This window comes from Streptomyces sp. NPDC002306 (genome assembly GCF_053593435.1).
On the sequence record NZ_JBSFCK010000037.1, the window covers coordinates 1 to 25077 of the forward strand.

The 25077-nt window shown below is 73.0% G+C and carries 20 protein-coding genes and 4 pseudogenes; 13 read left to right on the forward strand and 11 right to left on the reverse strand.

The features are described 5' to 3' along the window. Nucleotides 1-188 precede the first annotated feature (188 nt). Nucleotides 189-716 (forward strand): flavoprotein, encoded by a 528-nt coding sequence (locus ACWCQK_RS35320; RefSeq protein ID WP_451162187.1) that lies wholly within the window; start codon nucleotides 189-191, stop codon nucleotides 714-716. Between the two features lie 136 nt (nucleotides 717-852). Continuing rightward, a complete protein-coding gene (locus ACWCQK_RS35325) occupies nucleotides 853-1821 on the forward strand; it encodes an aldo/keto reductase (RefSeq protein WP_451162189.1) in 969 nt (322 codons plus the stop codon). 23 nt (nucleotides 1822-1844) lie between these two features. Here the strand turns inward: ACWCQK_RS35325 and ACWCQK_RS35330 are convergent. Continuing rightward, a pseudogene (locus ACWCQK_RS35330) lies at nucleotides 1845-1931 on the reverse strand (phytanoyl-CoA dioxygenase family protein); the annotation flags it as partial. On the opposite strand from ACWCQK_RS35330, the pseudogene ACWCQK_RS35335 reads away from it, so the two are divergent. Then, nucleotides 1900-2406 (forward strand): annotated as a pseudogene (locus tag ACWCQK_RS35335) (helix-turn-helix domain-containing protein); the annotation flags it as partial. The pseudogenes ACWCQK_RS35330 and ACWCQK_RS35335 sit on opposite strands and share 32 nt — an antisense overlap. Nucleotides 2407-2721: 315 nt before the next feature. Continuing rightward, entirely contained in the window at nucleotides 2722-4650 is a 1929-nt protein-coding gene (locus ACWCQK_RS35340) for an RICIN domain-containing protein (protein ID WP_451162191.1), read from the forward strand. A 17-nt stretch (nucleotides 4651-4667) separates the two neighbouring features. On the opposite strand, the gene ACWCQK_RS35345 is transcribed toward ACWCQK_RS35340, so the two are convergent. Further along, nucleotides 4668-5309, reverse strand: a complete 642-nt coding sequence (locus ACWCQK_RS35345) for a DUF4232 domain-containing protein (protein WP_451162193.1) — start codon at nucleotides 5307-5309, stop codon at nucleotides 4668-4670. A gap of 141 nt (nucleotides 5310-5450) precedes the next feature. Continuing rightward, nucleotides 5451-7835 carry a SpoIIE family protein phosphatase gene (locus tag ACWCQK_RS35350; protein WP_451162195.1) on the reverse strand — a complete coding sequence of 795 codons (2385 nt, stop codon included), beginning with the start codon at nucleotides 7833-7835 and terminating at the stop codon, nucleotides 5451-5453. Nucleotides 7836-8287: 452 nt separating this feature from the next. Here ACWCQK_RS35350 and ACWCQK_RS35355 point away from each other — a divergent pair. From ACWCQK_RS35355 to ACWCQK_RS35375, 5 genes and pseudogenes are all read left to right on the forward strand, one after another. Further along, nucleotides 8288-8575 (forward strand): annotated as a pseudogene (locus ACWCQK_RS35355) (hypothetical protein); the annotation flags it as partial. Nucleotides 8576-8857: 282 nt separating this feature from the next. Continuing rightward, nucleotides 8858-11101, forward strand: coding sequence for a glycoside hydrolase family 9 protein (locus ACWCQK_RS35360; RefSeq protein WP_451162197.1), 2244 nt, complete (start codon nucleotides 8858-8860; stop codon nucleotides 11099-11101). 134 nt (nucleotides 11102-11235) lie between these two features. After that, a complete protein-coding gene (locus ACWCQK_RS35365; protein WP_451162199.1) occupies nucleotides 11236-11481 on the forward strand; it encodes a hypothetical protein in 246 nt (81 codons plus the stop codon). A gap of 3 nt (nucleotides 11482-11484) precedes the next feature. Beyond that, nucleotides 11485-11862 (forward strand): toxin Doc, encoded by a 378-nt coding sequence (locus tag ACWCQK_RS35370; RefSeq protein WP_451162201.1) that lies wholly within the window; start codon nucleotides 11485-11487, stop codon nucleotides 11860-11862. A 362-nt stretch (nucleotides 11863-12224) separates the two neighbouring features. After that, nucleotides 12225-13883, forward strand: a complete 1659-nt coding sequence (locus ACWCQK_RS35375) for a ricin-type beta-trefoil lectin domain protein (RefSeq protein WP_451162203.1) — start codon at nucleotides 12225-12227, stop codon at nucleotides 13881-13883. Nucleotides 13884-14079: 196 nt separating this feature from the next. Here the strand turns inward: ACWCQK_RS35375 and ACWCQK_RS35380 are convergent, their stop codons facing one another. Genes ACWCQK_RS35380 through ACWCQK_RS35390 form a run of 3 tightly spaced genes read right to left on the reverse strand, consistent with a single transcriptional unit; the run spans nucleotide 14080 to nucleotide 16954 of the window. Further along, a complete protein-coding gene (locus tag ACWCQK_RS35380) occupies nucleotides 14080-14724 on the reverse strand; it encodes a hypothetical protein (RefSeq protein WP_451162205.1) in 645 nt (214 codons plus the stop codon). Continuing rightward, nucleotides 14721-16268, reverse strand: a complete 1548-nt coding sequence (locus tag ACWCQK_RS35385) for an ATP-binding protein (protein ID WP_451162207.1) — start codon at nucleotides 16266-16268, stop codon at nucleotides 14721-14723. The genes ACWCQK_RS35380 and ACWCQK_RS35385 overlap by 4 nt, the downstream gene beginning before the upstream one ends. After that, the gene (locus ACWCQK_RS35390) at nucleotides 16265-16954 is read right to left on the reverse strand and encodes a response regulator (protein WP_451162208.1); all 690 of its coding nucleotides are present in this window, start codon (nucleotides 16952-16954) and stop codon (nucleotides 16265-16267) included. Before ACWCQK_RS35390 ends, ACWCQK_RS35385 begins: the two co-directional genes overlap by 4 nt. A 198-nt stretch (nucleotides 16955-17152) precedes the next feature. Between ACWCQK_RS35390 and ACWCQK_RS35395 the strand changes: the two genes are divergently transcribed. Next, entirely contained in the window at nucleotides 17153-18073 is a 921-nt protein-coding gene (locus ACWCQK_RS35395; RefSeq protein ID WP_451162210.1) for a DUF3152 domain-containing protein, read from the forward strand. 136 nt (nucleotides 18074-18209) lie between these two features. On the opposite strand, the gene ACWCQK_RS35400 is transcribed toward ACWCQK_RS35395, so the two are convergent. From ACWCQK_RS35400 to ACWCQK_RS35410, 3 genes are all read right to left on the reverse strand, one after another. Beyond that, a complete protein-coding gene (locus ACWCQK_RS35400) occupies nucleotides 18210-19379 on the reverse strand; it encodes a lactate 2-monooxygenase (protein WP_451162212.1) in 1170 nt (389 codons plus the stop codon). Between the two features lie 103 nt (nucleotides 19380-19482). Continuing rightward, entirely contained in the window at nucleotides 19483-20178 is a 696-nt protein-coding gene (locus ACWCQK_RS35405; protein WP_451162214.1) for an alpha/beta fold hydrolase, read from the reverse strand. A 46-nt stretch (nucleotides 20179-20224) separates the two neighbouring features. Further along, on the reverse strand, nucleotides 20225-20788 hold the full coding sequence (locus ACWCQK_RS35410; protein WP_451162216.1) for a hypothetical protein: 564 nt from the start codon (nucleotides 20786-20788) through the stop codon (nucleotides 20225-20227). Nucleotides 20789-21112: 324 nt separating this feature from the next. Between ACWCQK_RS35410 and ACWCQK_RS35415 the strand changes: the two genes are divergently transcribed. Next, on the forward strand, nucleotides 21113-21547 hold the full coding sequence (locus tag ACWCQK_RS35415; protein WP_451162218.1) for a protease inhibitor: 435 nt from the start codon (nucleotides 21113-21115) through the stop codon (nucleotides 21545-21547). Between the two features lie 175 nt (nucleotides 21548-21722). On the opposite strand, the gene ACWCQK_RS35420 is transcribed toward ACWCQK_RS35415, so the two are convergent. Continuing rightward, complete coding sequence (locus tag ACWCQK_RS35420) at nucleotides 21723-22139, reverse strand: STAS domain-containing protein (protein WP_451162220.1); 417 nt, start codon at nucleotides 22137-22139, stop codon at nucleotides 21723-21725. Nucleotides 22140-22355: 216 nt separating this feature from the next. After that, complete coding sequence (locus ACWCQK_RS35425; protein ID WP_451162222.1) at nucleotides 22356-23858, reverse strand: MFS transporter; 1503 nt, start codon at nucleotides 23856-23858, stop codon at nucleotides 22356-22358. A 261-nt stretch (nucleotides 23859-24119) separates the two neighbouring features. Between ACWCQK_RS35425 and ACWCQK_RS35430 the strand changes: the two are divergent. Then, nucleotides 24120-24449, forward strand: a pseudogene (locus ACWCQK_RS35430) (ArsR/SmtB family transcription factor); the annotation flags it as partial. A 90-nt stretch (nucleotides 24450-24539) separates the two neighbouring features. Then, nucleotides 24540-25070 (forward strand): SRPBCC family protein, encoded by a 531-nt coding sequence (locus tag ACWCQK_RS35435; RefSeq protein WP_451162224.1) that lies wholly within the window; start codon nucleotides 24540-24542, stop codon nucleotides 25068-25070. Nucleotides 25071-25077: the final 7 nt, after the last annotated feature.

Below are 25077 nucleotides of genomic sequence, written 5' to 3' on the forward strand. Positions count from 1 at the left end.
CTTCCCCGTCGGGGCCCCGCGGGCGTGCCCCCCCCCCCGTGCGGCGGCCCCCCCCGGGGGGCGTGGGCGGGGGCCTCCGCGCCGCCGCCGAGGCCGCCGCCGAGGCCCGCGGTGACCACCGCGCCCTCGGCCGGCCGGCCCGGCGGCCCGGACGGGGACTCCCGTCACCGGTTCAGTAATCTGCGCGGATGACCGAACCCGGCGGGAAGCCCTTTCTCTACGTCGTCGTCTGTGCCGCCGGGATCGCCGCCGACGTCGGCGAGCTGATCACGGCCGCGCAGGAACGCAACTGGGAGGTCGGCGTGTTCGCCACGCCGACGGCGGCCCGAGGCGGCTTCTTCGACACCGATGCCGTCGAGACCAGGACGGGCAGGCCCATCCGCTCCGCCTGGCGCAGGCCCGGCGAACCGCGGCCCTTCCCGCCCCCGGACGCCGTCGTCGTCGCGCCCGCGACCTTCAACACCGTCAACAAGTGGGCGGCGGGCGTCGCCGACACCCTCGCCCTGGCCACCTTGTGCGAGGCCCCCGGCCTGGGTGTCCCGATCGCCGTGCTGCCCTGCGTGGCCGACGCCCTGGTCGCCCATCCCGCCTACGGGGAGAGCCTCGTACGTCTGGGTGCGATGGGCGTCCGTTTCGCCGACCCGTACGCGGGCGGGACGGGACCGGACGGCGAGCGGCCGGACTTCTGCTGGACACGGGCACTGGACCTGCTCTAGGTGTACTCGGCCGGTCCGCCGTCCGCGCCCGGGCGTTCACCGGGTCGGCGGCTCCGCCGGGACGCGGGGCCGCGGTGATCGCGTGACGACGTACGCTCCGCTGAGGTATCCCACACCGAAGGCAGGAGCAGCAGCAATGCAGTACGTGAAGCTCGGTTCGACGGGTCTGGACGTGTCGCGGATCTGTCTGGGCTGCATGACCTACGGGCTGCCCGACCGCGGCGCACACGCGTGGACGCTCGACGAGGAGGCCTCGCGCCCGCTCGTCCGTCAGGCGCTGGAGGCCGGGATCAACTTCTTCGACACCGCCAACGTCTACTCCGACGGCACCAGCGAGGAGATCGTCGGCAAGGCGCTGCGCGACTTCGCGCGCCGCGACGACATCGTGCTCGCGACGAAGGTGCACGGCCGGATGCGCCCCGGGCCCAACGGCGGCGGACTGTCCCGCAAGGCGATCATGACCGAGATCGACCACAGCCTCGGCCGTCTCGGCACCGACTACGTCGACCTCTACCAGATCCACCGCTGGGACCCGCAAACTCCCGTCGAGGAGACGATGGAGGCCCTGCACGACCTGGTGAAGGCGGGCAAGGTCCGTTACATCGGCGCGAGTTCGATGTACGCCTGGCAGTTCTCCAAGGCCCAGTACACCGCCGAGAAGCACGGCTGGACCAAGTTCGTCTCCATGCAGAACCACTACAACCTCCTCTACCGCGAGGAGGAGCGCGAGATGCTGCCCCTCTGCGCGGACCAGGGCGTCGGCGTGCTGCCCTGGAGCCCGCTCGCCCGGGGCCGCCTGACCCGGGACTGGGGCACCGTCACCGGCCGCAGCGCCACCGACGGCTTCGGCGACACCCTCTACCTGGAGAGCGACCGAGGCGTCGTCGAGGCCGTGACCCGGATCGCCGCCGCACGCGGTGTCCCGCGCGCCCAGGTCGCCCTCGCCTGGCTGCTGCACCAGGACACCGTGGCCGCGCCCATCGTCGGCGCCGCCAAGCCGCAGCACATCGAGGACGCCGTCGCCGCCGTCGAACTCACCCTGAGCGACGAGGAGATCGAGGCGCTCCAGGAGCCCTACGCCCCGCACGCGGTCGCCGGTCACTGACGGGCGCCGCCGGCGAGGCGAGGTCAGTGCGGTCCGCGCGGCGCGAACTCGGTGCCGCACGGACCCGCGCCCTCGCTCCGCGGCAACGGGATGCGCGCTCCGTCCATGGACGGGGACGTGGCCGTGGCGCACGGCGGCGCCGCCAGGGAACTCGCCCTGTGCTCGCTGGAGGAGACCGTCCTGCTCGCCACCAGCGCGGCGCGTCCGCCCGCGGCGGCGTCCGACGTGGACGAACGACTGTCCCGGGCACTGGAGTTGATGGTGTCGGACCCGGGACACCCGCACACGGTGCGCTCGCTCGCGCGCGGTGCGGCGCTCTCGCCGTCGAGGTTCGCGCACCTTTTCACCCGGCAACTCGGCCGGCCGCCCATGCGGGCCCTGCGCGAGGCGCGGCTGAGTCATGCCGCCCGACTGCTGGAGAGCACCGACCTGTCCGTGGAGCGCGTGGCCAGGGCCTCGGGCTTCGCCAGTCCCTTCCACTTCAACCGGGTGTTCCGGGAACGGCACGGCATCCCGCCCGGCGCGTACCGGACGGGAATGCGTGCCGCGAATTCCGCTCCGATAGAGGGCGGGCAGAGGACGTGAATGCGCTAAGCGGACGTGATTGACGTTCCGTCAATTACTGCCCCAGGGTGCGCAATGCACAAAAACGCGGGATCCCTTGTTCCGTCTCCCCGGCCTGTGCAAAGGTGTGCGTTGTTGGCGTGCAGACAAAGAATTTCGCTCAGCTGTGCGCACAAGGCCACTCCCGTCCGCCTCCCCCCACGCTCCGAAAGAGCCCCCACCGGCGGACGGCCGAGGTGTCGAACACTGTCCCATCAGGGCTCCGCCGTTCTGTCGGCGAAGTCCCCCACCCTTGGTACGGACTTAATGCAGCATGCCCCCGGAAGGAATGCAGCCGTGAACGAGGCAGGCCCGATGAATTCTCCGGGGCCCGCGCATCCGTTCGATGCGACGGACGCGCAGCTGAGCGCGGAGCTGAAGCAGTGGACGGGGGCGTCGCCGGCGCCGCATCCCGTCGGTGAACTGCTCGACCGGCACTGGGAAGCGGCCTTCGCCTATGCCCGCCTGTGCACCGACGGCGTCCGGGCCGCCGGGATGCTGACCACCGCCGCTTTCACCAGGCTGTTCGGCGAATCCCTGCGGCACGACGGGCCGACCGCCGCCTGGCGGCCCCGCCTGCTCGTCACCGTGCGCCGCATCGCCGCCGAGTGGGACACCGACGGCAGACGCGACCTGCTCCACCCCGCCCTGCGCACCGCGTCCGACGACGGCGACCGCGCCTCCGCCCGGCTGCTGCCGCCGGCCGGCCGGCGCCTGCTGTCCCGGGCGTTCCAGCGGTTGCCCCAGTCGGCCCGGTGTCTGCTGTGGCATGTCGAGGTCGAGGCCGAGCCGCTGGCCGCACCGGCCGCGCTGCTCGGACTGGACGAGGACGGCGCGGGTGTCGCGCTGCGCCGGGGACGCGACCGGCTGCGCGAGGAGTGCCTCCAGTTCCACCAGGAACTCGCGCCGGAGCAGGAGTGCCGGCGCTACCTCCGGCTGCTGGACGTGACCTGCCGGCGCGGAGACGCCGACATCGACCCCGATCTGCGCCGCCACCTGGACCGGTGCAGGCACTGCCGCGACACGGCCGAGCAGCTGACCGCGTTCAACGCGGGCCTCGGCCTCGCCGTGGCCGAAGGCGTGCTCGGCTGGGGCGCCCGCGCCTACGTCGGGTCACGGACGGCCGGCGCCGAGGCGACCGAGGAGACCGCCGACCTCAGCGCGACCCCCGGCCCCCCGGCCGTCCTGGGCGAGCCCTTCACCGCCCCGCGGCCCGGCACCGGAACCCGTACGGGCGGCGGAACCCGTACCGGCGCGGACGCCGGATCCACCGCCGTCACCGGACCGCGCCGGGGTTCCCGTCGGTCGGCCCAGCGGGCCAGGGCCGCCCGCCGCCGCAACCTCACCGCCGCCGTCCTCACCGTCAGCGGCCTGATCGTCGTCCCGCTGGTCCTGTGGTCCGCGCTCGGCTCCGGGGACGGGAACACCGAGGCCACCGGCGGTGCCGCCCGGGCCTCCGGCACCGGCGCGGGCGGCGCGTCGAGCGCGGACCCGTCGTGGGTGGGCGCGGCCGAGGAGACCCAGGACACCCTGCACGGCCGGCTGCACAACGTCGAGTCCGGCCTCTGCATCGCCGTCGCCGGCAAGAAGACCGTCGAGGGCGCCGAGGCCGAACTCGCCTCCTGTTCCTCCGCGCCCGGCCAGCAGTGGACGTACGAGACCGATGGTCTGCTGCGCAGCGTCGCGGCCCCCGCCCTGTGCCTGGACTCCCGCCTCGGCTACTCGGTGCGGCTCGCCCCGTGCGCGGGCGAGGCCGAGCCGGGCGGCAGGAACGTCCGCTACGACTTCACGCTCCAGGGCACCCTGGTGCCCCGCTCGAACCAGAACCTGGCCCTCAGCCCCGCCGCCACCGACGGCTCCGGCGCCCTGGTCCTGAAGAACCGCGGCGACACCACCTCCCAGCGCTGGGTGATCGACACCTCCGAGCCCGACCCCCAGATGGAAGCCGTCAACTGGGACGCCGACACCTCGCCGACCCCCACCCCGAAGAAGGCCCCGGCCCCCGCGCCCACGCCGTCCGCGACCCGGGTGACGCCGACGCCGACCCCGACGAGTCCGGCCACGCCCGTCGACCCGTGCGCGCTGTACCCGTACGCCTGCTCGGGCAACGGCGGATACGGCAACGGCGGATACGACAACGGCGGGTACGGCGGCGGCTATGGGTCCGGCGGGTACGGCGGCGGGTACGGAGGCCACGGGAACGGGAGCGGCGGCGGCCGTCACTGACCGCCGGGGCGGGTCCGTCAGGCGCCGCTGCCGGGGCTGAACGCCGTCAGGTACACCGACGACGCGGTGCCCGCGACCGGGACCTTGCCGCCCGTCCAGCGCACGGTGAGCTGGTCCCGCTCGTCCGGCGGGGTGACGACGAGCGACGACGGAGTGGCCGTACTGGCCTCGCTGACCTCCGGGTTGGCGAACGTCAGCCCGGCCCAGGCGCTGCGGCCCGGCGCCAGTGTGACGGTCGTCGCCGTGGCGCCGGAGGCGCGCTTCGGGTCCGGTCCGACCTGCCGTCCGGCGCCGTCGAGGAACGCGGCGCCGGGGAAGCCGTACAGCGTGCAGGTGCGCGCGGAGGTGTTGGTCAGGACGACCGGGAAGTTCTCCTGCCCGGCTCCCGGGTTGTTACGGCCGACCGAGGCGCGCAGTTCCCGGGTGTGACAGCGGGTGCCGCCGCCGGCGCTCGTGGAACCGCCGGTCGCGGCCGCCGGTGTGCTCTTCGGCATGCTCGCGGTGGTCGTCGTCGGCTGTCGCGCGGTGCTCGCCGTGCCGGTCGGCGGCCGGGTGGAACCCGCGGCCGCCGTGCCGTCACCGTCGGCGCAGGCGGTCGCCAGGCCCAGCAGCGCGACCGCGCACAGCAGCGCGGTGGAGAGGCTCTTCGGCTGTGGCATGTACAGCGAGTTCCCGCTCGCGCCCGTCCGAAGCGGACGGGGGAGGAACGCGCCCGGATCGGCCGGAACGCACTTCCTCACCGCGACCGCGGGCTCGCACCCGCCGAGCCAGGGAGCTCACTCCTCGTCGTGCCCGGGAGCTCACCCCTCGTCGTGCAGCGCCAGCTCCGCCCAGATCGTCTTGCCGTCGGAGGTGTGCCGGCTGCCCCAGCGCCGGGTGAGCTGGGCGACGAGCAGCAGTCCCCGGCCGCCCTCGTCCCAGGTCTTCGCGCGCCGCAGGTGCGGGGCCGTGTGACTGGTGTCGGAGACCTCGCAGATCAGTGTGGTCGCATCGTGGATCAGCCGCAGCCGGATGGGCCGGGCGCCGTACCGGATGGCGTTGGTGACCAGCTCGCTCACCACCAGCTCGGTCGGGAACGCGGCCTCGCTCAGCCCCCAGGCGGCGAGCTGCTCGACGGCCTGTTTCCGGATCTCGGCGACCAGCGCCGGGTCGCCCGGGACGTCCCAGGTCGCGACCTGGGAGCGGGGCAGCACCTGGGTGCGGGCCAGCAGCAGGGCCACGTCGTCGGCGGCCCCGCCGGCCGGGAGCAACGCGTGCAGGACGCGGTCGCAGGTCTCGTCCAGGGAGGCCGAGTCGCCCGCCAGGGCCTCGACGAGCAGTCGCCGGCCCGCCGCCACGTCCCGCTCGCGGGACTCGGTCAGCCCGTCCGTGTAGAAGGCCAGCACGGTGCCCTCGGCCAGACACAGCTCGGCCGACTCGAAGGGCAGCCCGCCCACGCCCAGCGGCGGACCCTCGGGCAGGTCGACCTGCCGGGGCGGGCCGCCCGGCTCCACCGCCACCGGCGCGGGATGCCCGGCCCGGGCCAGCGTGCAGCGCCGGGACACCGGGTCGTACACCGCGTACAGGCAGGTGGCCCCGACCTCGCCGGGGCTGCCCTCGCCACCGGCCTCGGCGGACAGCCGTACCACCAGGTCGTCCAGGTGGGTGAGCAGTTCGTCGGGCGCCAGGTCGATGTCCGCGAGGGTGCGCACGGCGGTGCGCAGCCGGCCCATGGTCGCGGAGGCCTGGATGCCGCGGCCGATGACGTCACCGACGACCAGGGCGACCCGCATCCCGGACAGCGGGATCACGTCGAACCAGTCGCCGCCCACCCCGGCCCGGGTGGCCGGCAGATAGCGCGAGGCCGCCGTCACGGCCGCGGTCCGCGGCAGGGTCCGGGGGAGCAGGCTGCGTTGCAGCGCGTACGCCGTCTCCCGTTCGCGGGAGAACCGGCGCGCGTTGTCGATGCAGACGGCGGCCCGCGCGGTCACCTCCTCGGCCAGCAGCACGTCGTCGGGCGTGAAGGGGTCAGGGCGCAGGAAGCGGGTGAGGACCGCGACGCCGAGAGTCGTGCCGCGGGCCTGGATCGGCACGGACATCGTGGAGTGGATGCCGTACTCCCCGACCCGCCTGTGGCGTGCCTCGTCCCGGGCCAGCCACTGGTCCAGGTCGCCGTCCGGGACCGAGGCGACGATCGGCCGGCCGGCCACCAGGCAGTCGGCCTGCGGCGATCCGGCCGGGTAGCTCTGGGTGTGCCCCGGCTCGACCACGGCCTCGGGGTCGCCCGGGTGCGCCGACCGGTGCGCGGCCCGGCGCAGCTCCACCGGGGCGGTTCGCGGCCCCGGTGGCTCACCGCCCGGCTCCCGTGGGTCCAGCAGGTCGACGCTGACGAAGTCCGCGAGGGCGGGTACGCAGACGTCCGCCAGTTCCTGCGCGGTCTGGGTGACGTCGAGGGTGGTGCCGATGCGTACGCTCGCCTCGTTGACGAGTTGCAGCCGTTCCCGGGCGAGGTAGTTCTCGGTGAAGTCGTGGGCGGTCAGACACACCCCTCGGACCCGGCCGTCGCCGTCGATGACCGGGGCGATCCGGGCCAGCCAGGCGTGCGCCCGGTTCTCGCCCCCGGTGCGGGCGTACGTCTGCACGTCCAGCGGCCGGCCGGAGACGAGCACCTTCAGCAGTTGCTCCTCCAGATCCGCGCTCTGCGTCCGGCCACCGATCTCGGCGACCCGCAGTCCCCGGACGCGCTCCTCGGGCAGTCCGATCACCCGGGCCATGGCGTCGTTGAGATGGCGCAGCCGCAGCCGCTCGTCATAGACCGCGAGGGCGCAGGGGGACTGGAGCAGCGCCGCCGCGGCCAGCGGGTCGTCCGCCGCCGGAGGGGCGCCGGCCTCCAGCGGGGTGACGACGAGCCAGTGATCGGGACCGCCGTCGCGTCGTCGCCGGTGGTGGGCGAGCAGCCAGACGGAGACCGTACTGCCGTCGCGGTGGCGCAGGGCGAGGGTGCCGTGCCGGCGGCCCTCGGCCGGGGCGGGCACCGCGACGGTGCTCCCGTCGGCGAGCAGCCGTGCGGCCGGTCGTCCGACGACCTCGGCCGCCTCCCAGCCCAGCAGCCGTCGGGCCCCCGCGTTCCATTCGGCCAGCGTGCCGTCGTCCGCGATGACAGCCCGCGCCGTCGCGGCATCGTCGAACGGGTAGTCCGGGCTCATCCTCGCCACTCCATCGCGCACACTCACAGTGACAAGAGGGTCACTTGAGCCCTCAGCGTAGTGCGTCCGGGTGCCGCGCGGACGGTGACCCCGCCCGGACGGCGGGACGGTCGCGAGGGCGCCGGGCCGTAGTCCCGCACCCGAAACCGCCCGCCACCTCGTCACGCGCTCCCCGGCCGTCGTCCCGCACGCGACCCCCGGCGCGGAAGAGGACTTCCGGAACCTTGTCGGGCATCTGTGGCACATCGTCAGATTCTGTTTGTGTGCGATCAGTTGTGAGTATTCCGGAGCTTTGATGAGGGAGAGCTGTCATGACGGTCAGGCGCGGACCGGTACAGCTCGCCTCCGCCATGCCGGTCGCCCGCGCCGCCGGACACCTCGGTGGCCCGGGCGGCCGAGGCGGCCGGAAGCGGCTCCGGCCGCCGCACTTCGCGCTGCGAGCTGCACCAGGCCCAACGGCAGGCGTGGGCAAGCTCCATATGACCTGGAAGGTGCCGTACGAGCCGTACGAGCCGTACGAGCCAGCCGTACAAGCCGTATGAGGCAGGTGAGCTGAAGGCGGTGGCCCGGCGCGGGGCCGGGCGGTCGCCACCGAGGTACCGCGCACGGTCGGCGCCCCGCACGCCGTACGACATACCGCGGACCGCAAGTCCTGAGCGGGCGAAGGGCGTTCGCCGGCCTTCGTGACAGCGGAGATCGTGGACGCGATCGGGGTGGTGGTGCCCGGCGCCGAGGACCTCGGTCACCCGGGCGAGGTGCGAGGAGCGGTGCGGATCGGCACGTCGGAGGCGTGGCCGAGCCCGCGGCCCGGACGGCACTGTCCGCATGGACGTCACTCGACCTGCCGGCCAGGCCGCTCACGGCCCCGAACCGACGAGATCCGGTCCCGTCCGGCGGTCGACGGGACCGGTTCCCGTCCGGACCGTTGACGGAGTGTCATGGCTGCGACAAGCATGGCGGACGTCCGCATCTGGGAGCGCTCCCACCGGGGCGCGGCCCGCACCCCCCCGAGGAGCCCAGACGTGAAACGACGCAGAACCGCCCTGTTGTCCCTGGCCGCGCTGCTGGGCGCGGCGCTCACCGTGCTGCCGGTGCGGCAGGCCGGGGCCGACGAGGTCGAGCAGCTCAGGAACGGCACCTTCGACAGCACCACCGAGCCCTGGTGGACGACCGCCGACGTCACGCCGGCGCTGGTGGACGGCCGGCTGTGCGCGGATGTGCCGGGTGGCACCGCCAACCCCTGGGACACCGCCGTCGGCCAGAACGACGTCACCCTGGTGAAGGGGGAGTCGTACCGCTTCTCCTTCACCGCGTCCGGCGCGCCGGAGGGTCATGCCGCCCGGGCGATCGTGGGACTTCAGGACCCGCCCTACGACACCTGGTACGAAGCGACCGCGCAGCCGAGCGCGTCGGGGGACTCCTACAGCTACACCTTCACCTCGCCCGTCGACACCGACCGGGCGCAGGTCGCCTTCCAGGTCGGCGGCGGCGCGGACGCCTGGCGGTTCTGCCTGGACGACGTGTCCCTCCTGGGCGGCGTCCCGCCGGAGGTGTACGAGCCCGACACAGGACCGCGCGTCCGCGTCAACCAGGTCGCCTATCTGCCCGCCGGACCCAAGAACGCCACGCTGGTCACCGACGCCACCGTGAAAGTGCCCTGGCGGCTGCGGAACGCCCGGGGCGCCACGGTCGCCCACGGCTGGAGCGTGCCGCGCGGCACCGACGTCTCCTCCGGGCAGAACGCGCACTCCATCGACTTCGGCGCCTACCGCACAGCCGGCACCGGCTTCACGCTGGTCGCCGACGGCGAGACCAGCCGTCCCTTCGACATCGGCACCGCCGCCTACGAGCGACTGCGGCTGGACGCGGTGAAGTACTACTACACCCAGCGCAGCGGCATCGCCATCAGCGACGCACTCCGCCCGGGCTACGGCCGACCGGCCGGCCATCTGGACACCGCCCCCAACCAAGGTGACGCGCGCGTCCCCTGTCAGCCCGGAGTGTGCGACTACACGCGTGATGTCACCGGCGGCTGGTACGACGCGGGCGACCACGGCAAGTACGTGGTCAACGGCGGCATCGCCACCTGGGAGCTGCTGAGCACCTACGAACGTTCCCTGCTCGCCCGCACCGGCCGGCCCGCGAAGCTCGGGGACGGCGCCCTCGCCATTCCCGAGAGCGGCAACCATGTGCCGGACGTCCTCGACGAGGCCCGCTGGGAGCTGGAGTTCCTGCTGCGCATGCAGGTGCCGGACGGGCAGCCGTGGGCCGGCATGGCCCACCACAAGATCCACGACCAGCAGTGGACGGGCCTGCCGTTGCTGCCGAGCGACGACCCGCAGCCGCGTGAACTGCACCCGCCGTCCACCCAGGCGACCCTGAACCTGGCGGCGACGGCGGCCCAGGCCGCCCGTCTGTACCGCCCCTACGACCGGGCGTTCGCCGCGAAGGCCCTCGGCGCGGCCCGCAAGGCCTGGACGGCGGCCCTCGCCCACCCCGACCGCTACGCGGACCCGAACGACGGCACCGGCGGCGGTGCCTACCCCGACCCCGACGCGAGCGACGAGTTCTACTGGGCCGCCGCGGAGCTGTATCTCACCACCGGAGAGCGGCAGTTCGAGACGTACGTGCTGAACTCCCCGGTGCACACGGCCGACATCTTCGGCAGCCTCGGCTTCGACTGGGGCCGCACGGCGGCGGCGGGCCGCCTCGACCTCGCGGCCGTGCCGAGCAGGCTCCCCGGCCGTGACCGGGTGCGCCGCTCCGTGGTCGCGGGCGCCGACCGCTACCTGGCCACCCTGACGTCCCAGGCGTACGGCATGCCCTACGCCCCCGCGGGCAACGTCTACGACTGGGGCTCCACCCATCAGGTCCTGAACAACGCCGTGGTGATCTCGGCCGCGTACGACATCACGGGCGCCGCCCGGTACCGCGACGGCGCCGTCCAGAGCATGGACTACGTCCTCGGCCGCAACGCCCTGAACATCTCCTACGTCACCGGCTACGGCGAGGTCAGCTCCCACCGGCAGCACAGCCGCTGGTACGCCCGTGAACTCGACCCGAGCCTCCCGGATCCGCCCGCCGGCACGCTCGCCGGAGGCCCCAACTCCGGCATCCAGGACCCCTACGCGCAGAGCAGACTCCAGGGGTGCGTCGGCCAGTTCTGCTACATCGACGACATCCAGTCCTGGTCGACGAACGAGACCGCGATCAACTGGAACGCGGCACTGGCCCGGATGGCGTCCTTCGTGGCCGACCAGGGATGAGCACGGGCGGCCCCGCTCCGGACTGGCTCCGGCACCGGGGCGGGGCCGCCCGCAACTCCCCGCCGGTACCACCCGATACCGCCACTGACCTGCGCATATTTACGAGAAAGTACCCGCGCGGTACCGTAAGTGGCATGCCAGCTCTCAATGTGGAGTTCAGCGACCGCGAGCTAGAGGATCTGCGGCAGATCGCCAAGGAGCGCGGTACGTCGATGAAGGCGCTCGTGCGTGAGGCCGCCGCGGCCGACATAGCCCGGCACCGGGCGCTGCAAGAGGGGGCGGACGCGTTCCGCCGGTTCTTCTCGGCCCACGCCGAGGAATTCGCGGCCGCCTTCCCGGACGACGAACCGCCCGCCAAGGGCGAGGGGCGGGCCGCCTGAGCGATGGCACCCGTCATCCATATCGATGTGCCCTGGCTGCTTCAGCGCCATGAGGAAGTCCTGCCCGACCAGCCCACCGTCAACGACTTCTCCGCACTGGTGGCCGCCGTCGCCCGGCATCGTGTGGACCCGCCCCGCCTCGGGGTCGACGCCGACCCGGCCTGGCGCGCCGCCGCACTGCTGCACACCCTCGCCCTGTTGAAGCCCCTGCCGACGGCCAACGCGCGTTTCGCCTGCGCGACGGCGGTGGCGTACATGTTCGTCAGCGGCGTCGGCATCGACCCGCCGTATGGCGCCCTCGTCGATCTCGCCCGGGACCTGATGAGCGGCAAGGCGGACGTCTACGGCGCGGCCGACCGGCTGCGTTCCTGGCAGATCTGACGCCGCCACCCGCCCCCGGAGCAGGAGTGCCGCTCCGGGGGCGGGTGGCCGATTCACGCGCGGCGCGGGCAATCCCGAAAGCCCGTACAAGGACCCTGCGCGGACTGCGTATTTGACGCAATCTCTAAGAAGCGGATGTTGCTCTCGCGGCTTGTTGTGTGCGAGTGAGTTGTGTAAAGCTGAACCACTCGTGCGGGGGGCAATGGCCGGGCCGCATTCGCCCTTCGGTGATCCGGGGCCGGTACGCGCCCGGCGAATTCGCCTCCCTCGCACCCGCCCCGAAAGGTACGTGCCAATCCCGCGGCCCTTTCGGCGACCTGAAATTCTGTGTGCTCACGCGCGCGTGGGAAGGAACCCGTTCAGTGCCCACCCCCCACCCCCCTCGTCCGCCCTTTCCCCCGCCCGGCGGGGACCCCGGAGAGTCCGACGAGACCCTCGCCCTCCGGATGAGGGGCGGCCCGGACGCCGAGGTCGCCCAGTCGTCCGCGCTGCTCATCGCGCGGCACTGGCAGCCGGTGCACGCCTACGCGGCCATCTGTCTGGCCTCTTCGGCGCAGATCGCCGCGATGGTCACCGGGGCCGCGTTCCACCAGGTCTTCGACCGGCTCAACCTGGGCGAACCGGCCACCGCGCTGCGCCCGCGGCTGCTGGTGACCGTGCGGGACACCGTCCGGCACTGGGCCGAGGCGGACCGGGTAGCCGCGGTCCTGCCGGAGTTGCAGAAGCCGGCCGGTGGACGCGGTATGCGCACCGCCAAGTCCATGACGGCCGAGAACCGCGAGCTGGCCCAACGGGCGTTCCAGTCCCTTCCCCCGGACGCGCAGTGCCTGCTCTGGCACACCGAGGTCGAGGCGGAGCCCGTCTTCGTCCCCGCGGGGCTGCTGGGCATGGACCTCGACTCCGCGTCGGCCCTGCTGGAGCAGGCTCAGGAGAAATTCCGCCAGGGCTGCGTACGCGCCCACCGGGAACTGGCCCCGACCGACGAATGCCGTTTCTACAACCGGCTTCTCGACGTTCCCATGCGCCGCGGCGGCGGCCTGCTGCCGGATGTCCAGAAACATCTGTCGGAGTGCCGCTACTGCCGTTCCGCCGCCGAACAACTCGGCCACTTCGAGGGCGGCCTGGGGACCCTGCTCGCCGAGGCGGTCCTCGGCTGGGGCGCCCGCCGCTACGTCGACTCACGCCCGGGACGCTCCGCCCAGCCCGGTTCCCGCCCCCGGGGCTCCGCCCGGCACGGTGGCGGCGGCTCCCGCCGCGCGGGCGGCCGGCGCATCCTGGCCCGCATCCCGCTGCCGGCCAGGCGGGCGGCGCCGGACGAGGGACGTTCGCCCCGGGCGCTGCGCACCGGCGTCGGCCTCGCCTCGGCCGGAGTGCTGACGAGCCTGCTGGTCGTCGGCCTCTGGACGGGCGACGACGGCGGCGTCGACCCGGCCGCCTCCAGCAGCGTCAGCGACGGCCGGGTCACGGCGCCCGGCGCCGACGCCTCGCTGCCGCCGGCCGTCTCCACCGCGCCACCGGGCAGCGCCCAACTGCCCACCGCGCAACGGCAGACCAGACTGCGCAACATCGCCGCGGACCTGTGCCTGGACTTCGCCGGCCCGGCCCAGCCGGGGACGGCCGTCGAACTCGCGGAGTGCTCCTCCGCCTGGACCCAGCAGTGGGCGTACGAGAACGACGGGCTGGTGCGCAGTGTCGCCGACCCGGCGCTGTGTCTGGACTCGCGCGCGGACGCCGGTGTCGTGATCCTCGGCTCCTGCGCGAAGGAGCAGGAGGCCCGGGGCGACGACGTGCGCTACGACCTCACCGTGCAGGGCGAGTTGCTGCCCCGCTGGGACGAGACCCTCGCGCTCGCCACCGCCGGCGAGAACCCGGGCGCCGACCTCGTCGTCAAGGCCCGCGACCGGTCCGTCGGCCAGCGCTGGCTGACCGAAGTGGCCTCGGCCGGCCCGGGTTCGCAGGCGATCACCGGCAGCGACGGCCCGACCGCGCGGCGCGTCGAACTCTCGGAACGCACGGCCTAGCGGCCCGCGAGCGGCACGGCGGCCTCGCGGACGGCGGGAAGCGGCCCGCGGGCGGCCTGACGGCTCGTCCGGATCCTGCCGAGGGGCCGCCCGGTGCCACGCCGGGCGGCCCCTCGGCCCCTGAGGCGGTCGGAGCCGGGCACGGGAAGCCGTGCGGCTCCCCTCGGGCGGCGGCCACGGTCCGGGCGGGCGGCTCCTACGGCTGGGGGGCGTCCGGGCACGAGTCGTTCGACTGTGTCATCGCCCATCCGGCGCCGAGCACCCGGACGCTCGTGGGTACGGTGGTCCGCCGCGTGGGTTCGGCCGGAGCTGCCAGGACACCGTCCCCGGCCGGGTCCGGTTTCGAGCGCACCGGGTTGTACGGGAGACCGGCCACCGTGCACGCCAACTGCATCATGGCCAGGTGACTCAGCGGAGGGACGTCTTCGAGGAGCCGGACGGAGAAGGTGTTGTCGCCGCCGAGCGTCACGTCGGGTGTCCTCGTCAGGCGGGGCAGCCGGGTGGTGGCGGTCGCGGTCTCGCTCCCGGTCGGTCCGTCGAACAGCAGACCCACGACGGCCGAGAAGTCGCCAGGGTCGCCGATCTTGCGGGGATACGGCCTCAGATCACCGTCGCTCAGGAAGTAGAACGGGACGGCGGCCGCCCCCGAGGGCTCGGGGGCGGCCGGCCTGCTCGCCGGGACGCCGGCCTCGATGACGTCGGACGGAGGTACTCCGCACGACACCAGCGTGAGCGCGGCGGCGATGCCGGCCAGCAGCGCGACCGTGCGCGAGCCCGTGGTGCGTGAGCCCGTCGTGTGTGGGCCCGCTCGGCGTGGGCCCGCCGCACGCGAGCCCTTCACCGGGCACCCGCCGCGGTGTCGTCGGCGGCCACGGAGTCGCGGCGCAGCGGGAGTTCGACCGTGAACACCGCGCCGCCGCCGGGCCGGTTCGCCGCGCCGACCCGTCCTCCGTGCAGGCGGACGTTCTCCGCCGTGATGGCCAGGCCCAGCCCGCTGCTCTCGCTCCTGGTCCGTGAGGTGCTCGCCTTGTAGAAGCGTTCGAAGACATGCGGCATGGCGTCCTCGGCGATCCCCGGACCGTTGTCGCTCACCTCGATGACGGCCCAGGCCACGTCCGTTCCCTCCTGGTCCGTGCCCTCCTGCCGAACGTCCATGGTCAGCCGTACCGGCGGCGCCCCGTGCCGCAGCGCGTTGCCGACCAGATTGGCCATCACCACGTCGAGTCGGCGCGGATCCACCCGCGCGCGCAGCGCACCGGGCCGGGGCAGACGGGTCTCCACCGTGTCCCGCCACCCCCGCGAGGCGAGGGTGCGCCGTACGGACTCGGCCAGGTCGATCTCGTCCAGGTGGAGTTCGACCGCGCCCGCGTCGAAGCGGGAGATCTCCATCAGGTCCTCCACCAGCCCGCTCAGCCGGCTGGTCCCCTCGCTGATGAGCCGCAACGCGTCGCCGGTCTCCTGGCCCAGGTGCGGCGCGCTCTCGTCCAGCACGTCGGTGACCGCCGACATCGCCGCCAGCGGTGTGCGCAGTTCATGGGAGACGTCCGCGACGAAGCGGCGCGCCTGGGCCTCCAGACGGCGCAGCTCCGCGACCGACCGCTCCAGCGCTGCCGCCGTGTCGTTGAAGGACCGGGAGAGGTCGGCCAGTTCGTCGGAGCCGTTGACGGCCAGCCGGACGTCGAGGTGCCCCTCGGCCATCCGGCGCGTCGCCCCGCGCAACGCCCGCACCGGGCGCAGTACGCCGCTCGCGGCCAGCAGCGCCAGGATCACGGCGAGGCCCAGCGCCACGAGGGTGGCGTGCTCGATGGCGCTGACCATCGCGCTGACGTAGGCCTCCTCGGTGTCCTGCGGCACCACCAGGTACATCACCAGCCCGGAGAGCTTGGGCTCCTTCCCTTCGTCGTCGAGATAGGTGACCGGCATGCCGACGACGAGACAGGGATGCCCGTCGGCGTTCACGCGCTGGAACACCGCCGCGCGTCGGGTCTGTACGGACCGGCGCAGCTGGGGGCTGATCCGGTCGAAGTCGGCACTGGGCGCGTAGGCGCGCAGGCTGCCGTACGTGGCCAGGACCCGCCACCCCTGTGACGGGTTGGCCTGGAGCACCTGGTTCACCGCCGCCTGCAACTGCGACCGGCTCGGCGGCAGGGGGGTGTACGCCGCCACGTCGTCGACGCCGGCCCGGAACTGCCGGATGACGGAGTCCTGGCTCTGCTGCAACACCCCCGTGCGGGCCTCCCGGAAGGCGAGGGCTCCGGTGCTCAGCGCGCTGGCCACGGCCACCAGGGCGAAGGCCACCACCAGGCGGGAGCGCAGTCCGCGCACCGCGAGCGGGGCCCGGGCCAGGAACCCCCGAAGGGACCGGGGCGGTCTCCGGCCGCTCACGACGTACCGAAGCGGTAACCGAAGCCGCGCACGGTCTGGATGTAGCGGGAATCACCGCCCAGCTCACCGAGCTTGCCGCGCAGTCGCTTCACGCAGGCGTCCACGAGTCGTATGTCGCCGTGGTAGCTGTGCTCCCAGACGGCCTCCAGCAACTGCTGGCGGCTGAACACCTGGCCGGGCGAGGCCGACAGGGTCAGCAGCAGCCGCAGCTCGGAAGGGGCGAGGGCGACGGGGTCACCACGGTGGGTCACCTGGAGCCCGGCGCGGTCGACGACCAGCTCGCCGTGTACCTCTGGCCTCGGCCGGACCGCGTCGGAGACCGGGGCGTCCTGTCTGCGCAGTACGGCCCGTATTCGCGCGTCGAGCACCCGGGCCTGAACGGGCTTGACGACGTAGTCGTCCGCGCCCGCCTCCAGCCCGACGACCACGTCGATGTCGTCCCCCTTGGCGGTCACCATGATGATCGGGACCTGCTCGCGATCCCTGATCCGCCGGCACACGTCGAGGCCGGAGATGCCGGGCAGCATGAGGTCGAGCACGACGACGTCCGGGCGGAAGGGACGGAGCTGGTCCAGTCCCTCTTCACCCGTTCCGGCGGCGTGGACCTCATGCCCCTGATGTCGGAGCGCCAGCTGGACGGCCTTACGGACATCTGGGTCGTCTTCGACAATCAGGACTCGTGGCACGTCGACAGTGTAGGCAGATCGCGTTCGCCGCCCGTCCCGGGCGAAGGCCCCGCTCGGGAGCTGTTACAGAAGGGTCATAGGAGGCGCACAGGGGGTCGGGGTGCGGGGGTGGCCGCCAGCCGGAGCGCAGGCACGCGTTATCGATTCGAGATCATTCGAACCAGGGGCCATCATCTGACCTGGCCAGCCTGAGCTGCCATGCAATCGGTACGAGAGCGGAAATCCGCGGCGCCCGCCGACAGCGACGAGGTCCCGCGCCGCGGTGGCCGTCGACAACGGTCCTCCGGCCAGGGCCGCCGCCGGTCCTCACGCCGCCGGGGCCGCCCGCGCCGCCGGGGGTGGAGCGTGCTGATCGGCACGCTGGTGGTCGTCGGCCTGCTCGGCTCCGCGGTGTTCCTCCTGGGCGGCGGCCGGAAGGAGGTGTCGGGCGGTGCGCCGCACCCGCGGGGCAGCGCGCACGCCACGTCCGCTCCCGCCCGGCCTCCCACACCGCCTCCGTCGCCCACGCCGACTCCGACTCCGCCTCCGCCGACAAAGACCGAGATCCCCTCGACCGGCAGCGGCACGTTCGTCGCCGCGCGGACCGACGGCGCGAAGGTGGGTCATGGGCCGCGTCCGCTCCGCTACGTCGTGGAGGTCGAGACCGGGCTCGACGTCTCGCCGGCCGAGGCGGCGGACGAGATCGCCGGGATACTCGCCGCTCCCCGGGGCTGGACCCACGACCAGGCCCACGCCTTCCAGCTGGTGAGCGAGGGGCAGTCCTACGACCTCAAGGTGAGGATCGCGACGCCGGGAACGGCGGACGCCCTGTGCTGGGCGGGCATCCACCAGGACACCAAGGGCGCGTACAACTGCGAGATTCCCGGCGGGGTGGTGGTGAACCTCAGACGCTGGGTCGAGGGCTCACCGACGTTCGACGGTCCGATCCACGACTACCGGGCGTTGATCATCAACCACGAGATGGGGCACTTCCTGGGCTACACGCACATGACCTGCGCGGGCCCCGGCCGACCGGCTCCTGTGATGATGCAGCAGATCAAGGGCCTGCACGGCTGCGTCGCCAACGCCTGGCCCTACGACAGGAACGGTGGCCTCGTCTCCGGGCCGCACGTGCCGTGATCCGGCCGATCCCCCGGCGGCCCGCGGTGCGGCGCGCCGCCGAAGGATCGGCCGCGCGCGCCAGGCCTGTCCGGCCGGTCGGGTACACGGCACGACCGGCCGGGCGGGACTCAGCGGGCTTCGGCGCCGTCCGTGGTCACACGGGGTCCTCGACGAGGTCCGCGGCGCCCACGTCGGCGGGACGCGAGTGTCCCGACAGGGCGAGGGTGAGGTCCAGTTCGGCGAGCAGACAGCGGATCACGTGCTCGACACCGGACTGGCCGTCGAGACCGAGCCCGTAGGCGTAGGGGCGTCCGACGAGGACCGCCCGCGCGCCGAGCGCGAGCGCCTTGACGATGTCGTCTCCGGTGCGGATCCCGCTGTCGAACAGGACCGTGAGCCGGTCGCCGACCGCCTCGGCGACCCGGGGCAGCGCGTCGGCCGCGGCCACCGAACCGGCCACCTGCCGGCCGCCGTGGTTGGACACCACGACTCCGTCCATGCCGGCGTCGGCGGCGAGCCGGGCGTCGTCCGGGTGCAGGATGCCCTTCAGCACGATCGGGCCGTCCCAGTTCTCGCGCAGGAACGCCAGGTCCGGCCAGGTCTTGCCGGGGTCCGCGAACATGCCGACGAAGTGCATCACCGCCGCGTTCGGATCCTCGTGCACCGGCTTCGCCAGGCCCGCCAGGAAGGCCGGGTCGGAGAAGTAGTTGGCGGTGCCCACGCCGTGCAGGAACGGCAGGTACGCCTGGTCGAGGTCGCGCGGCCGCCAGGCCAGCAGCGGGGTGTCCAGCGTGACGAACAGCGCCGTGTACCCGGCCGCCTTCGCCCGGTGCAGGAAGCTCCGGGTGACCTCGCGGTCCTTGGCCCAGTACAGCTGGAACCAGCGCTCGGCGTCGCCCATCGCCTCCGCGACCTGTTCCATGGGCGTGCTGGACGCCGAGGACAGGATGTACGGCACCCCCTGTGCGGCGGCGGCCCGGGCGGCGGCGGGCTCGGCGTCCGGATGCATGATCGACAGCACGCCGACCGGCGCCAGGGCGAGGGGCGCGGGCAGCGGGCGGCCCAGAACCTCCACCGACAGATCGCGCTCGTGCACGTCCCGCAGCACGCGCGGCACGATCCGGCGGCGCGCCAGGGCCGCCCGGTTGGCACGGGCCGTGCTGCCGTCGCCCGCGCTGCCCGCCACATAGCCGACCGGACCGGGGCCGAGCCGCCGCTCGGTCAGCTCCTCCAGCCGGGTCAGATCGGTGGGCAGCCGGGGGACCGCACCCGTCATCCCGTTGAGATAGATCTCGTACTGGAAGTCCGCCCAGTGCTTCGCCATCCGTACGTCCGCCTCTCGTCGTCGAGCATGCGCTGCACGCCGACGATACTCGCGGGTACGGACCCGGCCGCAGGCCAGGCGCGGCACGGTCCGGACCGCGGACTCAGGAGTGGCCGGCCGACTCGTCCAGGACGCGGGCGAGTTCACGCGGCCGCGAGAACATCGGCCAGTGGCCGGTCGACAGTTCCACCAGCCTCCAGTGGCCGTCCCCGACCAGCTTCGCGACCGTCGGTGACGGCTCGTCGCTGTCGAGCAGGCACAGCACATAGGTCGCCGGAAGCCTGCTCAACGGGCCCGTCAGGACGGCCGGTTCGGTGAGCGTGGCACCGGGGTGGGGTGTGCCGTCGGCCACCAGGCGGGCGATCTGCTCGTCGGTGAGGCCCTGGCCCGCGTAGTCGCCCGGTTCCAACGGCGGCCAGAAGCCGTCGTGGTCGGCTATCGAGCGCCGTATCCCCTCGCTCGGCCAGCCCGACAGGAACGACTCCCCGTCGACCGGTACGTTCGCGTCGACGAACACCACCCGCCGCAGCCGGTCGCCGATCCGCTCGGCCGCCTGGCCGACGGGCACGCCGGAGTAGCTGTGTCCGACCAGGACCACGTCCCGCAGGTCGAGCCGCTCCACCTCCTCGACGATGTCCTGGACATGGGTCCGCTGTCCCGCCGGGACGCCCTGCTTCTCGGCGAGGCCCGTCAGGGTCAGGGGATGGACGTCGTGTCCGGCGGCGCGCAGTTCGGCCGCCACCTCGTCCCACGCCCACGCCCCGAGCCACGCGCCCGCCACCAACACGAAGTGAGTCATGCCCGCAACCTAGCGGCAGGGTCTGACAACGGGGGCCGCCGCCGGCTCACCCCTCCTCGGCGCGGTGGTCCTCCCGGTGCTCTTCGTGCTCCGTGTCCGGTCCCTGCGCCCGTATCCGCTGGACGTGTTCGAGCGAGTCCCGCAGTTCGGCGAGCCAGTCGTCGGTGTGCCGCTCGACCAGGCGTACGCACCAGGCCAGGGCGTCGCTGCGGCTGCGGGCGACCCCGCCGGCGATCAGGGTGTCGAGAACCGCGCGCTCGGGCTGCCGCAGCCGGGTCATCACGGGCGCGGCGACATGCGTGAACAGGGCGCGCTCCGCCCCGCATCGCACGCCCCAGGAGACCTTGCGGCCGAACCGGTGCTCGGCCTCGTCCGCCACCGCCATCCGGACCTCGCGGGTGCGCTCGCGGAACTCCTGGATCCGGCTGCGCGCGGCGGCCTCCCGCTCGGCGGGCGGGGCGTCCTCGGTCAGCCCCGGTTCGGGGATCCGGCCGATCACGGTGATCTCCTCGCGGTCGACCGTCACCTCGGTCAACTCCTGGAAGAGGTCGTCGGGCAGACGGCCGGCGAACCAGCCGCGAAGCTTCTCCCGCTGCTCTGTCGTAATCATGTAATGACGATTACTCCGTTCAAAGATGAACGCAAGGGGCTGCGAAGGAGTCCGCCGAGAGCGGAAGCGGAATGTTTCAGGACGATTAACGAGCAGATGGGATCAGGCCATCTGGCCATTTCGGCGGAGCGGGGGCCGTGCGGTTGCGCGGTCGGCACGCTCGAATTCCGTTACTTCACGCCACTGATTCAACACGCAAGGTTACCGAAAGCTGTGGGTGGGATGTGTGTTTCGGCTGCGGACTCGGCAGACTCGCGCTCGCCGCCGTGGCACCCACCGGGCCGTGGCCGGCACCTCCTCGAATCGAGCGGAAGGATGCACACAATGCGGAACACCGCGCGTCTGGCAGCAACCATCGGTCTTGCCGCCGCCGCCGTCTGCGGACCCCTCACCGGGGCCTCCGTGGCCGCGCAGGACGCCACCCCGACCTCGCTCTACGCCCCGTCGGCCCTGGTGCTCACCATGGGCCACGGCGAGAGCGCCGCCGTCTCGAGTCCGGCGCGGGCGGTCACCCTGACCTGCGCCCCGACGGCGTCGGGCACTCATCCCACGGCTGCCCTGGCCTGCGCGGAACTACGGGCCACCGGAGGCGACTTCGACGCCCTGGTGAACAGGGTCGACGTGCAGTGCACCAAGCAGTACTACCCCGTGGTCGTCACGGTGGACGGCGTCTGGCAGGGCAAGCGCGTCTCCTATGAGCGCACCTTCGCCAACGAGTGCGTGAAGAACTCCTACGGGACCAGCGTGTTCGAGTTCTGAATGGACCGGGATCGTACGGCCCCGTGAGCGATACGAGCGGCCCGCAGGTGGGGAGTGCGAGCCCCAGTCGCGGTTGCCGTGCGATCTCGCACCGGGGGTCGGCCGGGCGGAGTGGGGCCGCCCGCCGACCCCCGGTTTTGCTCTTCGACCAGGCTTCACCCGGAACCGCGGTCCCTCACCTGGGGCCGCGGTTCCTTTCGGCCCCGGGGTTCTGTTCGGCTTCCCGCGGCTCCCCGGGCAGGCGGGCGAGCGGCGGGAAGCGGCTCAACAGCCCCGCGGCGCGCAGCAGTCGGCTCACCCGCGGGTCGTCGGAGACGATCCGCAGGCTCCCGCCGCGCTCGCCGGCCCGGGTCGCGGCCCGGCACAGCACGCGCAGTGCCGAGCAGTCGAGGAACTCGGCGGGCCGCAGATCGACCAGCACGTCCGGTTCGGGGCGCGAGGTCGCCGCGTCCAGGTGCTCGGCGACCAGCGCCGCGGTGGCGATGTCCACCTCTCCGGTCACCTCGACCACGGTGAACGAACCGTTCGCGCGTGTGCGGGCACAGGCGTTCGGCGCCGGGGGCGGATCGCGGTCGTGGGCTTGCGGAGTCATGGGTGCTCCACCGCAGCGGGGGGACGTGGGATCTCCGTAGTTACCCCGCGCGGGCGGCCGTCATCCCTGTCCGGTCGCCCGTACGATCTTGTTCACTCGAACCGGTGAACTTTCCGTCGCATGCCTTGACTTGACCCGGGTCGTGGCGGCTTCGCCGGACCGCGGAGGGGCCGCCGTCTCCCTGACGACGGCGGCCCCTCGGTCACGGACGGCCGGTCACATGTGGACGACCTGCGGAGCATTCGCGTCCTGCTGCGGCACCCCGCGCCGGAACAGCAGGAAGGCGATCACCGTGCCGACCCCGAAGAGGCCCGCCGACCACCAGAAGGCGGTGGTGTAGCTCTCGATCGTCGCCTGCGCCCGGACCAGCTCGTTGGTGGCGTCCCGGCCGGCCAGGTAGTCGGTCGCGGCACTCGCGGCCAGCGTGTTCAGCAGCGCCGTCCCGATCGAACCGCCCACCTGTTGCATGGCGTTGACCGTCGCGGAGGCGACACCGGCGTCCTCGGCCGCCACCCCGCCGGTGGCCAGCTGCATCGCCGGCGGCATCACCAGGCCGAGGCCCACGCCGATCACGATCAGCTGGGGCAGCACGGCGGTTGTGTAGTGGGAACCGACGCCGATCCCGGACAGCCAGGCCATGCCCGCCGTGGCGATCGCGAAGCCGAGCGGGATGACGGCCTTGGGGCCGATGCGGGGCATCAGGACCGTGGTGCCGATCTGAGCCGTGACCATCAGCGCGCCGACCATGGGCAGGAACGCCACACCGGTCTTCGTCGGGCTGAAGCCGAGGTTCAGCTGGAGGTAGTAGGTGAGGAAGAGGAACACGCCGAACATGCCCGCGCCGGTGATCAGCACCGCGAGGAACGAGGCCGCGCGGTCCCGGTCGAGCAGGATGCGCAGCGGCAGCAGCGGGTGCGCGGCGCGCGTCTGCCACCAGGTGAAGGCCGTCAGGAGCACTCCGCCCGCGATCAGGAAGCCCCAGGTCAGCGGCGAACCCCAGTCATGGGTCTCGGCGTTGGAGAAGCCGTAGACCAGGGAGAAGAGTCCGGCCGCGACCAGGATCGTGCCGGGGACGTCGAGCTTGGAGTGCGTGGCGTCGCGGTGGTTGCTCAGCAGGATCCAGCCGCCCGCGAAGGCGAGGACCGCGATGGCCACGTTGACGTACAGCGTCCAGCGCCAGTCGAACGCGTCGGTGAGGATGCCGCCGAGCAGCAGGCCGACCGCACCGCCCGCACCGGCGATGGCGCCGTACACGCTGAACGCCCGGGCCCGTTCGCGGGCGTCGGTGAACGTGGTGTTGAGCAGGGAGAGCGCGGCGGGCGCCAGGAGGGCGCCGAAGACGCCCTGGAGGGCGCGTGCGACGACCAGCATGCCGAAGCTGGTCGCGGCGCCGCCGAGCGCGGAGGCGACGGCGAAGCCGACCACGCCGACGAGGAAGGCGGGCTTGCGGCCGAAGAGGTCGGCGATCCGGCCGCCGAGCAGCAGCAGGGAGGCGAACGCGAGCGCGTACGCGGTGACGATCCACTGCCGGTTGCCGTCGGAGAAGCCGAGGTCGGCCTGGGCCGACGGCAGGGCGATGTTCACGATGGTCGCGTCCAGCACCACCATCAGCTGCGCGACGGCGACGATCGCGAGGATCCACCACCGCTTCGGCGAGGCGCCGGGCGTCGCCTCCACCGCACCCGTCCGGGTGTCTTCGGTCACGGTCTTCTGGGACATCGGGGAACCACTCCAGGGAAAGTCGTCCACGCATGAACGAAACGGTTTCGTACACATGGAGGCTAGAGCAGTTCCAGCGAAACGGCAACGTTTCGCTGGCGGGTCGTGGGGTCGTGGTGTGGGGTCGTGGTGCGGGGCCGTGATGTCCGCGGTCCTGATGTCCACAGTCCTGATGTCCGCGGTCCTGACGTGTGCCGTCCACCGCGCGGCGGATCATTCATTCCTTGACGTGCATATAACCGATACGGCATATTCGACGCCATGGCCGACTCCTCGCTCTGGACCGCCCTCGCCGATCCGCACCGGCGGGCCATCGTCGCGCTGCTCCTGGAGCGGCCGCGGCCCGTCGGCGAGATCGTGGCGGCGTGCGGCCTGAGCCAGCCGAGCACGTCCAAGCACCTGAGGGTGCTCCGCGACGCGGGTCTGGTGCGGGTACGACAGGACGCCCAGCGTCGTGTCTACGCCCTCGACCCGGCCCCGATCGCCGGCCTCGACGCCTGGCTCGCCCCGTACCGCAGGCTGTGGAACACCAGCCTGGACACCCTGGGCCGCCGCCTCGACGAGACCACGGACGACCCGGACGACCACGACGAACCCCGTGACCCCAGTGACCCTCTCGGCTCCCGCGACCCCCATGACTCCCGCGATCCGTCCGCGCGGGACTGGAAGGACTGATCCGCCATGTCCGCCGACCTCACCGGCACCTATCTGACCCTCGACGACGGCCGCCCCGCCGTCCGTTTCAGCCGCACCTACGACCACCCCATCGCCCGGGTCTGGCGGTTCGTCACCGACGCCGACGAACTCGCCCGGTGGTTCCCCTCCCGCGCCGAGTTCGACCTGCGCCCCGGCGCCACCATCACCTTCAGCGGCGATCCGAACATGCCCGAGTCGACCGGCCGCGTCCTCGCCGTGGACCCGCCCCGTCATCTGTCCTTCGAGTGGGGCGGCGACGAACTGCACTTCGACCTGGCGCGGGACGGCGACCGGCGCACCCGCTTCACGCTCACCGACGTGCTCGGCGCGGCGGACACCGCCGCCCGCAACGGTGCCGGCTGGGAGGTCTGCCTCGCCGCGCTCGACGCGTGGGCGCGCGGCGAGCGCCCCGAGGGGCCGCACGCCGGGGCCGGGGCGCCCTGGAAGGAGTTCTACGAGGGATACGTCGAGGCCGGGGTGCCCTCCGGCGCGCCGGTTCCCGGCCTCGACACCTGACCCGCCG